The organism is Campylobacter sp. B0100352/1 (genome assembly GCF_020135855.1).
Taxonomy (GTDB): Bacteria; Campylobacterota; Campylobacteria; order Campylobacterales; family Campylobacteraceae; genus Campylobacter_D; species Campylobacter_D taeniopygiae.
Genome location: NZ_JACHTP010000002.1, coordinates 1 through 12,370, shown reverse-complemented (window position 1 = coordinate 12,370; position 12,370 = coordinate 1). Strand labels below are relative to the sequence as shown.

The following is a 12,370-nucleotide window of genomic DNA, read 5'->3' as shown; positions in this document are numbered from 1 at the left end:
TTATTTTTTTAAACCTTTAAAATTTTCAAAGCCGCTTTCTTGACAGCATTTTTCTTCAATAATCTTTAGAAAATCTTTTCTAGGGATGTTTTTTGCACCCATAAATTCTAAGTGTTTGTTATAAATTTGACAATCTATTATGAAATTATAAGGCGATAATAGATCGCAAAGTTTTATCATTGCGATTTTTGAAACATTTTTTCTTAGACTAACCATGCTTTCTCCAAAAAAAACTTTTCCTATGATTAATCCATAAATTCCCCCTACAAATTCATCATGATCATAGAGTTCTAAAGTATGAACATATCCTAATTGAAAAAGAGTATTGTATGCTCGGATGAAATCATTATCGATCCAGCTTTGAGAACGTGCGTTCTTACAAGAAGTGATGAGTTTTAAAAAATCATAATCAAGCTTTACTTCGTAAAGATTTAAAAATTTTTTCATATTTTTTTGTATATGAATTTCTTTAGGTTCTAATATACATCTAGGATCAGGACACCACCAAGTAACTGGATTGCTAGTCCATGGAAAAAGTCCAAAACGATAAGCTTTTAAGATAAAATCTGCTTCTAATTTTGCACTTAAAAATACAGGTGCATCTTTAGGAGCTTTTAATAATTTAGAATATAAATTCAAGCTGTCCATTTTTTTTGAGTTTGATTTTAACTATTCCGCCTTGTTTGAGTTTGCCAAAAAGAATTTCATCACTGATTTTTTCTCCAATTTCTTCGCAAATAATGCGTTTAAGTAACCTGACTCCAAATTCTTTATTATAGGCTTTTTTAGCTAAATAAATTTTAGTTTTTTCATCGGCAGTAATTTTGATATTTTTTAAATTTGCAGAAATTTCATCCAATTCTTTTTGTACAATTTTTGATAATATCTCATCATTTAAATCATTAAAATGCAATATTTTATCAATTCTATTGATAAATTCAGGAGCAAAAAAATCTTTTATAGCGCGATCACTTTTTGATTCATTTTTACTTAAAAATCCCAATTCATTACTCTCTTTTAAGCCTAGATTTGATGTCATTATGATAATAGTATTTTTAAAATCTATTTTAAGTCCGCTATTATCTGTAAGTTCGGCATTATCAAATATTTGTAAAAAGGTATTGCTTAAATCAGGGTGGGCTTTTTCTATTTCATCAAAAAGCACCAAGCTGAAAGGATTTTTTCGTATAGCGTTACTTAAAAGCCCACCGTCTTCATAGCCAACATAGCCGGCAGGAGAGCCTATAAGCTTACTAAGAGAGTGTTTTTCTGCGTATTCACTCATATCAAAACGTTCTAAATTGAGTCCTAAAAATTCTGCCAAAGTTTTACAAAGTTCTGTTTTTCCAACCCCGCTAGATCCTGTAAATAAAAAAATTCCTCTTGGAGAATTAGAATTTTTAAATCCAGCAAAACTTTGTTTTAATGTAGATACCAACCCATCAATAACTTCATCTTGTCCAAAAATTTTTGTTTTTAAATTCGTCTTTAAGTTAGCCAAAGCTTTATTATGATCAAATTCAAACATTTTATGATGTCGAGTCATTTTAGCTAAGACAAGCTCCAAATCTTTAAGCGTGATATTTTTTTTATTTTTTGGATTTAAGGCAAAAGAGGCTCCAAGTTCATCAATAAGATCTATGGCACTATCTGGTAAATACTTGTCGTTAAAAAATTTTTTACCCCAAGTGACTGCTTGTTTGAGAATTTCATCATCGAGTTTGATTTGATGAAATTTTTCATACTTTGTTTTTAATCCTTGTAAAATTTGAAAAGCTTCTTCTTGACTTGGTTCATCTACATTGATTTTAGCAAAACGACGACTCAAAGGCTTGTTTTTATCAAAAGTATTTTTATACTCCATATAGGTGGTAGCCCCTATGCATTTTAAGTTACCGTTGCTAAGCGATGGTTTTAAAAGATTTGAAAAATCAGCGTGTGATTCTCCTGTTGCTCCAGTTCCAACTATAGTGTGAATTTCATCAATGAATAAAATGGCGTTAGGCATTTTATCGAGTTCATTTAGAATTTCTTTAATACGTTTTTCAAAATCTCCGCGATATTTTGTCCCAGAAAGTAATCCGGCCATATCTAAGCTAAAAATTTGAGCATTTTGTAATTTTTTAGGAACTTTTTTTTCGACAATAGCAAGAGCAAGTCCTTCAATGATAGCTGTTTTGCCAACTCCGGCTTCGCCAACTAAAATAGGATTGTTTTTTTTGCGACGAGATAAAATTTGTAATATTCTTTCGAGTTCAAATTTTCTACCTATCAAGGGATCGATTTTTCCTTGCTTTGCTAAAAGAGTTAGATTGTTTGTATAAGAATTTAAAATTTCTACTTGAGTGTGTTGTTTGAGTTCTTGTATTTTTTCTAAATTGATATCGTATTTTTTTAATAAATAATTTGATATTGTTCTTTCATCCTGTAAAATTTTTTCTAGAAAATCAATGATTTTCATTTCAGCAAAATTATCCGCTAAAATTTCATCCAAAATAATAGAATTAGTAGGTGTAACTTCTTGATTTAATATTTCATTATTTTTTGCTATATAGTTTTTAAGCTCTTCTTCAAAAATTTCTAAGTCTTTATCGGTGCATTCTTTGAAAATGGTTTTAAAATCCACGCTTAATTTAACTAGAGCAAAAATCAAATGCTCACAAGTTGTAAATTCGTGCTTATTAATAAAGCTTAAATGTCTAGCATGTTCGAGATACTTTTGTAAATTTTCTTGATATTTCATTCTTCTTCCACTTTTACTTTTAAAGGAAAATTTGCCAGTTGTGCAGCTTCAAAAACTTTTTTTTGTTTTGAAAGCGCTATTTCTTGTGTATAAATTCCGCATACTCCACTACCATTTAAATGAACTTCTAGCATAATTTTGCTTGCATTTTCAAAATTATGATGAAAAATACTCATTAAAATTTCTATAACAAAGTCCATCGTGGTTATATCGTCATTTAATAATATAACCTTAAACATTTTAGGTTCTTGGAGTTTGCTTTGTTCCAGAGTTTTAACTTTTGGCATTATTTTTCTTTATAAATTCTATTTAAATCATCTTGAATTATTTGAGTTGGAATTTTTCCAAGATAAAAATTCACAGGAGTATTATTATTCCAATAATCGCTAAGATTTTGATAATTTCCATTTTTTATAACAACTTTAAAAGGTAATTGTTCCATACTTTGGTAATTAATATCTTTTAAGATTTGGGCAATAATGCGATCATTTTGAGAGCTATTGCTTAAAAAATAATAAGCTCCATAATCATTAGCAAATTTTTTTACAGCATCATCGCTAACATCTTCAAAGTGTGTTAAACCGATGATAATAAATTTATCTGAATTATTTCTCCAAAGATTGCTAAGATTTAAAGCTTCTTCCTTGCAAGGAGTGCAGAAAGTGCCAAAAAAATCAATCATTAAAACCTTATTTTCCTCCCCTTTAACAACAAATCCTTTATCGGTTCGAATAAGGGTTTTAGTAGCACCACCATTGATATTTTTCAAAACGATCTCATCGCCTTTTTTATATTCTTCAAACATATAATCATTTTTCACATCTTCTTCATGAGAGCAAGCACTGAGAAAAAAAATAACACTTGCGCAAACCAGAGTTAAAATTTTTTTCATTTAATCATCCCTTTGTTGATATTTTTTAAAGCCATTCTAGCATCTAAATCAGCTTGTTTCTTTTTTAAGGTTTCACGCTTATCGTGTAAATTTTTACCCTTAACTAAAGCTAGGGTTGCTTTGACTTTATTTTTATTGTTAAAATAAAGATCCAATGCAACAAGCGTATATCCTTCAATGCTAACTTTACCAAAAAGCTTATCGATTTGTTTTCTGTGCATCAATAGCTTTCTAGCGCCTCTTTCTTCATGTTTGTAAAAAGCATGAGTCGTATTTAATAAAGCAATATGAGCGTTTAAAAGAAAAAGTTCTCCTTTGATAATACGAACAAAAGAATCTTTTAGATTAGCCCTTCCAGCACGTAAAGCCACCACTTCACTGCCTTTAAGAACAATGCCAACCTCAAAACGTTCTATAATGCTATAGTTAAATAAAGCTTTTTTATTTCTAGCGATAATTTTCACTTATTAACCTTAAAAACACTACTTCCGCTTCCACTTAAAAAATATTGATTTTCTAAATAATCTAACATTTTAGGATATAAAGATGCACAAGGGGTAAATAAATCATTAAGTTCTAAGTTTTTATAGTCTTGAAGAAGTTCTTTAGTGCTTAAATTTTCATATATTTTAGCTTGTTTTAAATTGAGATTAAAATCATGTCTTTTTTTATCAAATTCTTTATAAACCTTGCTTGTATCGCAAAAGATTTGTGGAAAAGTCCAATTGAGGCTCGGAATTTCATCTTCAAAAGCATTGATAATTTCTCCGCATCCGCTAACATTTGCAGAGTGAAATCCGCTTAGAAAAAAGGCAATATCGCTTCCTAGTTTTGTGCTTAGATTGATTAATTCTTGAGTGGATAGTTTTAAATTTAAAGTTTCATTCGTTAGAATTAAAAAACTCGCACAATCGCTACTTCCGCCACCAAGTCCTGCACCTGTTGGTATATTTTTTATAAGTTTTAAGCTTTTATTTCTAAATAATTCTTCAAGTTGATTTTTATAGCCATAGTCGCATAATAAATGATAAGCTTTTTTGATAATATTGTCTTCACAGTGAAAATCACTAATGATTTCAAAACCTTCTTGAGTCTTTTCATCGCTTAAATAAAGTTCATCATAAAGATCTTTAAGTAATATAAAGCGAGAGCTTAAAAGATGGTATCTTCTAGTATCTAATCCAATAAGTTTTAAGAAAATATTTGCTTTAGCGTATGCTTTCATTTGATTAGTTTTTTACTTAGATCGTCTAAGCTGATATCGTTTTTAACTACAGAATGCAAGTTTTCATCTTTAATTTGAGTCATCAATTCTTTTCTTAAAATCATTAGTGATTTTGGAGCATCGATACCTATTTTTGCATAGCCTTTTCCGGTTTGAACCACTTTAATCTCTATGCCTTCACCGATAATAATACTTTCATTTTCTTTTCTTGATAATATTAACATTTTTCAACCTTATTTAAAAGATATTTTACCTTATTTTCATTAATATTAATAATGCTAAAATATTTTTCACTTTCTATATAATAATTTCCGCTATCTTGATATTTAAGATCATCCAAACTTAGCTTAGATCCGTTTTCAAGCTTGTTTAGATCACAAATGAAATTAGGTTTTAAATCAAGATATTCTAACACATTAATTTTTTTTTCGTTATTATAGACAAATTTTCCTTCTTTTATGCGCTCTAATGAACTTAAAGTAGCACTAATGCCTAATTTTTTAGCAAAAATTTCGCAATAAGATCTAATATAAGATCCTTCACTAACACTGATTTCTATGCTTAAAAAGGGATGATTATAATGTAAAATTTTGCAAGAAAAAATTTCCATTGTGCAAGATTTTAACGCAACATTTTCTCCTTTTTTTGCAAATTCATAGGCCCTTTTTCCTTCAATTTTTTTAGCGCTAAATTGAGGCGGGAAGTAATCAATCAAGCCTAAAAGCTCTTCACTGATTTTTTCAAGAGCTGATAAATTAAAAGGTTTTAAAGTCTTTATTTCTTGTATGTTTTTATTATCAAGACTTAAAGATTTTACACCAAACCATAAGGTTGCTCGATAAATTTTTGGAGTTTTTTTTAAAAATTGAAAAAGTTTGGTGTATTGCCCAAAAGCGACAATTAAAACACCTTTAGCAAAAGGATCTAAAGTTCCAGAATATCCCGCTTTTTTATTATTGTATTTTTTCTTGAGTTGATTTAAAAAATGATTAGAGCTTATTTCTGCGGGTTTAAATGCGGCAAAAATTCTATTCACACTGCACCTTCTACAAAACTTGATAAAATGGTGCGTTCTATGCCGCCAAAATTGATTTTTAATCTTTCTTCCCTGCCGCTTTTAATGACACCTGTAATTCTCCCTATACCAAAAATTTTATGTTTCACCAAATCTCCTTTTTGATAATTTGATGTATTTTTTTGAGAAATAGAATAAGGAGATTTGTTTTGGTTAAGTTTGCTTTCTTCTAAAAACCTACTAGGAAAAAGTTTAGTTCTCGATCCACGATAAAATCTTGAGTTTGAAACGCTTAAATGAAGTTGTTTTTTTGCTCTTGTTATAGCAACATAAGCAAGACGTCTTTCTTCTTCTATATCTGAATTATCTACCGGAAAAAAACCTTCTTCAAGGCCTATGATAAAAACATGATCAAATTCTAAGCCTTTGCTTGCATGAATACTCATAATATAAACACAATTACCATCCAAATTATCTTGATCACTCAAAAGCGAAATTTCATTTAAAAAATCATTTAATTTAAGATCTTCATCTTGTTTGATTTTATCATTAAGATTGGCATAAAATTCACAAATATTAGCAACTCTATCTTCTGCATCGATTTGTTCTTTATAAAAATCTTTCAATTTAATTTTTTCTTCAAACTGATCAATGAGTTGTTTTAAATTTTTACATTCTAATAATTCATAGACAATGTGGATAAATTTTTGTATTTCACGATTTGTTTTTTTTGAGCTGATAATATTGGGATTGCATAATGCTTCAAAAAGAGAAATTTTTTCTTTTTTGGCATATTCTTCAAATTTTTTAACACTGCTTTCTCCTATACCTCTTTTTGGACGATTGATAATGCGTTTTAGTGAAAAATCATCATTGGTATTAGCAAGAAAGCGTAAATAAGCGATTAAATCTTTAATTTCTAATCTTTCGTAAAAACGCATACCGCTAAGTAATTTATAAGCAATTTTTTCACGCATGAAAGCTTCTTCGATAGCGCGTGAGAGCGCATTAACTCGAAACAAAACAGCGATTTCGTTTGCAGGGGTATTGTTGCTAAGCAATTCTTTGATTTTTTTACAGATACTATTGCTTTCTTTTTTTTCATCATCACTATAAAGAAGTTTTATTTCTTCTCCGTGATCTTTAGTGCAAACTAAAGTTTTGCCTAATCTTTTTTTATTGTGTTCAATTAAGATATTTGCAGCATTTAAAATCGATCCTACGGAGCGATAATTTTGTTCCAGTTTTACTAATTTGACATTATTAAATTGGCTTTGAAAATTTAAAATATTTTCTATTTTAGCACCCCTCCATCCATAAATACTTTGATCATCGTCCCCTACAACGCAAATATTTTCATGAGAACTGCAAAGTTTTTTTAAAATTTTATATTGTAAAGTATTGGTATCTTGGTATTCATCAACGGTGATGTATTGATAAATATTACTTTGAGTTTTGGCAAATTCTAAATCATTTTCCAAAATTTGATAGGGTAAAAGTAATAAATCATCAAAATCAACAAAATTGTATTTTGTTAAATAATCTTGATATTTTTGATAATATTTTATATAAGTTTTATCTGAATTTTCTATCGTTTTTAAATCTTTTAAAATTTCATCAGGATTTTTAGCGATATTTTTACAAGTGGAGATAAAATGCAAAATAGTAGAAATATTTTCTTTGGAATCATCAACCATTTCTTTTAAAATTTTTTTTGCATCATCGCTATCTATAACAATAAAATCATTTTTTCGGTTAAGTTTTTCAATATGCATTCTTAAAAACATAAGTCCAAATTTGTGAAAAGTGCATAGGAGTGGATTGGCATGATTATTGATTAAAGCCAAAGCCCTTGTTCTCATTACGCTTGCTGCTTTGTTGGTAAAGGTTAGAGTGAGGGTGTTTGAGGCTGGAATTCCTACTTCTTTTATAAGGTAGGCTAGGCGAGTTGTAATGGTTTTTGTTTTGCCGCTACCAGCACCTGCTAAAATAAGCATAGCTCCATCAATATGTGAAGCTGCCTCTATTTGGCTAGAATTTAAACCTTCAAATAAGTTCATTTTTTTAAAAGATCTAAATTATTTGGGTTTTGTAGAAAAATATTTTTAGAATTTTGTAAATTCTGCTTATTTTTACGCTTATAAAGGCTAAAATTAACAAAGATAACGCTATTTTCAACTTGAATTTGAGTGATAGCTCCAAGATCAACTTTAACATAGCTGTCAAAATCATTAGGACCAAATCCAGCGTGAAATTGCAAGTATTCTTTTTCTAATTCTATAGAGCTAAAAGTATAACCACCCAAAACAAAAAGCGCATAAGGATTTTTTTTAACATCTAATTCAGGTGGTAAAACAGGATTAAAATCTATAAATTGAGTATTGGCAACTATCGAAAATTCTATATTATTTTGAATTAAATTTTGTATAACGCGAAAACAATTATCTTGCATTAAATTGATAAAATTTTCATTTTTTAAAATAGTTTCTAGCATCACAACTCCATAAATTCATCGATCATTTGTTTAATTTCAGCCATACCAATTTCCCAAAAATTTTCATTTTCTATATCAAAACCAAACATTGATACAAGTTCTTTTGGGCTAACACTTCCTCCTAAAGAAAGCATTTTGATATAAAGCTCTTTAAAATTTTGCTTTTCTTTTCTTTTGTAAAGTCCATAAAATGCAAGTACTAAAAGTTGTGCATATGCATAAGCATAACAATAAAATGGAGTATGGATAAAATGTGGGATATAACTCCACCAAAGTGCATAATTTTTAGTTAAATCCACGCTTTCTTTAAACATTTTTTGGGATTCTTCCATCCAAATTTTAGAAATTTCTTCACTGCTTAATTCGTGCTTGTGATTATGAATACGTCTTTCAAAGCAAGTAAAATTAATTTGCCTATAAAGTGTGGCAAAAATATCTTCGATTTTTGCAGCATAAAGAGCGATGAGTTCTTCTTTTTTTAATTTATTTTTAACATAATCAAAAACTAGCATTTCTGCAAATACTGAAGCCGTTTCGGCTGTTGTTAGTGGGGTATCTTGATTTAAAAAAGATACACTATAGGATAATTTTTGATGAATAGTATGTCCTAGCTCGTGAGCAAGTGTAAAAAGATCCCTTCTTCTATTGGTATAATTTAGCAAAATAAAAGGATGAGAATCTGGTGTAGCGGAGTGAGAAAAAGCTCCTCCTTGCTTTTTATCTTGAGGAAAAACATCAATCCATCCTTTTTCAAAGGCTTCTTTTGCTATATCTCCAAAAATAGGTGAGAAATCATAAAAAGCTTCTAAGATAATTTTTTTACTTTCTTCAAAGCTAAAATTGGTTTCTTTTCCGATTGGAGCATAACGATCGTAATCTTTTAAAGTATCATACCCTAAGATTTGTTTTTTCTTTTTATAAAAACGTTCTACAAGTGAGAAATTTTTTTGAGTTATTTTTATAAGGGAATCAACGCTTTGTTTAGAAATTTGATTTTTTAAATGTCTTGGTGTTTCTGCATCTTCATAGCCACGCAAAGTACAAATATTTTTGAGTTCAGTTTTTACCATATTGAGAATAAAAGTAAGTAAATTTATGTTTTTATTTAAAGCTTTTGTAAATTTTTTTGCTGCTTTTTTTCTGATTTTTCTATCATGATCATAGAGTTTGCTTAAAATTTCTTCTTCGCTTAATTCTTGCTCCTCAAAAGATATTTTTAAAGAACTCATACTCTCATCAAAAAGACGACCAAAAGCACTTGCTCCGGTATTAGACATATAAAGCATCACCCGTTCTTCTTTTTGGCTCAAATTATATTTTTTATTTTTGATTAAATTTGTAAGATAAAAATGATAATCTTGACAAAATGTTATGAATTCTTGAGTTTTATTTTCACTAATTGTACAAATTTCAAGCTCGAAAAATAATAAATTTTCCTCTGCTTTTTGACATTCTTGCTCATATTTAGCATAAAAAGAACCCCTAGAAGTGTCTTTTGCAAAACATAAATAAGCATAGGTCATTATTTTGGAAAGTTTTAAATTTAAATTTTCATATTCTTTAAGAGCGTTTAAAAAATGTTGTGCTGTGAGTGATTCTAACTTGTTTTCATAGTTTTTTTTAAATAATTCTGTTTCACTAATGCAGCAAGATGTGTAATTTTCTAATTCTTTTTCATTTTGAAAAAGTATACTAAGATCCCATTGAGTCATTATTTTTCCTTAGTTTTCTAAAATTAGTTTTTTTAAAACAGCCATTCTAATTGCAACACCATTTTTTACTTGCTTTAAAATCAAAGCTCTTTGATCTTTCATAACTTCATCGCTGATATCAATATTTCTATTTACAGGGCCTGGGTGAAGTAAAATGAGTTTTTTATCTTTTATAAGTTTAGGGTTGATGCAAAAATCATTAGCATAATCTTTTAGAGATGCATAAACTATCTTTTCATGTCTTTCAACTTGAGTTCTTAAACTCATGATAATGTCTGCGTTTTCGATTAATTCTTCGTTTAAATGATAAGATTTTGGCAAGGATGTATTTGGCATAAAATGTGGCGGAGCTACTAGGGTAATTTTTATACCAAAGCGACTTAAAAGTTCAATATTTGAAGAGGCAACGCGAGAATTTTTTATATCTCCAACTATTAAAATTCTTTTATTTTCAATATCTCCTTGAAAATGTTCATAAATGGTAAATAAATCAAGCAAAGCTTGAGTAGGATGAGCGTGTTTTCCATCTCCACCATTAACAACAGGGCAATGAACGCATGAAGATAAAATGCGAGGTACTCCAGAATTTGCATGCCTTACAATAATAGCATGAGGATGCATTGCATCTAAATTTGCAGCAGTATCATAAAGTGTTTCGCCTTTGCTTGAACTCGATCTTGAAACATCCAAGCGCAAAACCCTTGCTCCTAATCTTCTAGCTGCACTTTCAAAAGATGAAAGAGTTCTAGTAGAGTTTTCAAAAAAAATAGTCGTAATGCTTTTTTCTTTAAGAAAGTCTCTAGGTTTTTCATCTAAAAACTCTTTAGCTTCTTGAAAAAGCTCTATAACCTCACTATTGCTAAAATCTTTTGTTGTGATAAGATGTTTCATGCTCGCCTCGCTAAAAATCAACAAAAATTTTAAAATTTTTAAGCTAAAAAATATTCTTAATTTTATCGAAATTTTTCTTAATATTTATAAATTTTATTGAATTAACGTAGTGTAAATTTATTTTTAGTTATAATAATGTGCTTTATTTTAGAATTAAAGGATTTTTTTATGTATCTATTCACTTCTGAAGTTGTAAGCGCAGGTCATCCTGATAAATGCGCGGATATAATCGCTGATACAATAGTGGATATACTCTTGAAAAATGACAAAAATTCAAGGGTGGCGAGTGAGGTTTTTGTCGCAGGAAATAAGATTGTGATTGGAGGAGAGGTAAAATCAAATCACAAACTCAGTAAATCTGATTACGATAATTTAGTTAGAGATGTTTTGAAAAATATTGGTTATGATGGAGCAGGGCATTTTAGCAAAGAACAGTGCTTACATCCTGATGAAATTGATGTTATGGTATTTTTAAATGAACAAAGCCCTGATATCAATCAAGGCGTTGATCAAGAAGATGGGGAAACTGGAGCCGGAGATCAAGGTATAATGTTTGGTTTTGCAAGTTGTGAAGCCGATGAATATATGCCCGCAGCCATTTCCTACGCAAGAATGCTTTGTGATAAGATTTATGCTTATGCAAAGGCTCATCCGCACGAACTTGGGGTCGATATTAAAACTCAAGTGACTATTGATTACGACACAAAAGAGAATTTTGAAAATTGTATGCCACAAAGCATTCATACTATAGTTGTTTCAGCTCCTTGTGTGGAAAGCATGAAAATTGAAGATTTAAGATCTTTGGTGATGAAACTTATTTTAGATACGAATTTGCCAAAAGAACTTTTTAATCCGGAAAAAACAAGAATTTTAATCAATCCTACTGGAAAATATGTAAATCACTCTTCATTGCATGATAGCGGCTTAACGGGAAGAAAGCTTATTGTGGATAGTTTTGGCGGATATTCTCCAATCGGTGGAGGTGCCCAATCAAGTAAAGATTACACTAAAGTTGATCGCAGCGGACTTTATGCGGGTAGATGGCTTGCTAAAAATATTGTAGCGGCTGGACTTGCTAAAAAGTGCATTGTTCAATTAAGCTATGCTATTGGCGTTGCAAGACCAACTTCTGTAAGCGTGGATTGCATGGGGACTAATACAAGTGTGAGTGATGAGGTTTTAAGTGATTTTGTAATGGAAAATTTCTCTTTAACACCTAATTGGATACGCGATAAATTTGGTTTAGATAAGCCAAGTAAAGAAACTTTTTTATATGCTGATGTTGCAGCTAGAGGACAAGTTGGTCAAAAGGATTATCCTTGGGAAAAACTAGATGCATTGGAGCAATTTAAAAAACTAAAAAAATAAAAGTCCTGCAAAAATGGGCTTTTATTTGCC

The 12,370-nt window shown here is 29.7% G+C and carries 13 protein-coding genes; 1 reads left to right on the top strand and 12 read right to left on the bottom strand.

From position 1 onward, the window contains the following. Genes aat through H2279_RS00795 form a run of 12 tightly spaced genes read right to left on the bottom strand, consistent with a single transcriptional unit; the run spans window position 1 to window position 10,972 of the window. Window positions 1-648: a leucyl/phenylalanyl-tRNA--protein transferase gene (gene aat / locus H2279_RS00850; protein ID WP_337195277.1), complete on the bottom strand. Its 648-nt coding sequence runs from the start codon at window positions 646-648 to the stop codon at window positions 1-3. Further along, window positions 623-2,743 carry an AAA family ATPase gene (locus H2279_RS00845; RefSeq protein ID WP_137623449.1) on the bottom strand — a complete coding sequence of 707 codons (2,121 nt, stop codon included), beginning with the start codon at window positions 2,741-2,743 and terminating at the stop codon, window positions 623-625. The genes aat and H2279_RS00845 overlap by 26 nt, the downstream gene beginning before the upstream one ends. Continuing rightward, window positions 2,740-3,030: an ATP-dependent Clp protease adaptor ClpS gene (locus H2279_RS00840; protein ID WP_137623448.1), complete on the bottom strand. Its 291-nt coding sequence runs from the start codon at window positions 3,028-3,030 to the stop codon at window positions 2,740-2,742. The genes H2279_RS00845 and H2279_RS00840 overlap by 4 nt, the downstream gene beginning before the upstream one ends. Next, the gene (locus H2279_RS00835; RefSeq protein ID WP_337195276.1) at window positions 3,030-3,635 is read right to left on the bottom strand and encodes a TlpA family protein disulfide reductase; all 606 of its coding nucleotides are present in this window, start codon (window positions 3,633-3,635) and stop codon (window positions 3,030-3,032) included. Before H2279_RS00835 ends, H2279_RS00840 begins: the two co-directional genes overlap by 1 nt. After that, a complete protein-coding gene (gene smpB / locus H2279_RS00830; protein WP_337195275.1) occupies window positions 3,632-4,099 on the bottom strand; it encodes an SsrA-binding protein SmpB in 468 nt (155 codons plus the stop codon). Before smpB ends, H2279_RS00835 begins: the two co-directional genes overlap by 4 nt. Next, entirely contained in the window at window positions 4,096-4,860 is a 765-nt protein-coding gene (locus H2279_RS00825) for a 4-(cytidine 5'-diphospho)-2-C-methyl-D-erythritol kinase (RefSeq protein ID WP_337195274.1), read from the bottom strand. The genes smpB and H2279_RS00825 overlap by 4 nt, the downstream gene beginning before the upstream one ends. Next, window positions 4,857-5,084, bottom strand: a complete 228-nt coding sequence (gene csrA / locus H2279_RS00820) for a carbon storage regulator CsrA (RefSeq protein WP_137623444.1) — start codon at window positions 5,082-5,084, stop codon at window positions 4,857-4,859. Before csrA ends, H2279_RS00825 begins: the two co-directional genes overlap by 4 nt. Continuing rightward, window positions 5,078-5,896, bottom strand: a complete 819-nt coding sequence (truB, locus tag H2279_RS00815; RefSeq protein WP_337195273.1) for a tRNA pseudouridine(55) synthase TruB — start codon at window positions 5,894-5,896, stop codon at window positions 5,078-5,080. The genes csrA and truB overlap by 7 nt, the downstream gene beginning before the upstream one ends. Then, window positions 5,893-7,935 (bottom strand): ATP-dependent helicase, encoded by a 2,043-nt coding sequence (locus tag H2279_RS00810; RefSeq protein ID WP_337195272.1) that lies wholly within the window; start codon window positions 7,933-7,935, stop codon window positions 5,893-5,895. The genes truB and H2279_RS00810 overlap by 4 nt, the downstream gene beginning before the upstream one ends. Then, window positions 7,932-8,369 (bottom strand): hypothetical protein, encoded by a 438-nt coding sequence (locus tag H2279_RS00805; RefSeq protein ID WP_137623441.1) that lies wholly within the window; start codon window positions 8,367-8,369, stop codon window positions 7,932-7,934. The genes H2279_RS00810 and H2279_RS00805 overlap by 4 nt, the downstream gene beginning before the upstream one ends. Beyond that, complete coding sequence (locus H2279_RS00800; protein ID WP_337195271.1) at window positions 8,369-10,081, bottom strand: M3 family oligoendopeptidase; 1,713 nt, start codon at window positions 10,079-10,081, stop codon at window positions 8,369-8,371. The genes H2279_RS00805 and H2279_RS00800 overlap by 1 nt, the downstream gene beginning before the upstream one ends. A gap of 9 nt (window positions 10,082-10,090) precedes the next feature. Continuing rightward, complete coding sequence (locus tag H2279_RS00795) at window positions 10,091-10,972, bottom strand: aspartate carbamoyltransferase catalytic subunit (protein ID WP_337195270.1); 882 nt, start codon at window positions 10,970-10,972, stop codon at window positions 10,091-10,093. A 168-nt stretch (window positions 10,973-11,140) separates the two neighbouring features. Here H2279_RS00795 and metK point away from each other — a divergent pair, with 168 nt between their 5' ends. Then, window positions 11,141-12,340 (top strand): methionine adenosyltransferase, encoded by a 1,200-nt coding sequence (gene metK / locus H2279_RS00790; RefSeq protein ID WP_337195269.1) that lies wholly within the window; start codon window positions 11,141-11,143, stop codon window positions 12,338-12,340. Window positions 12,341-12,370: the final 30 nt, after the last annotated feature.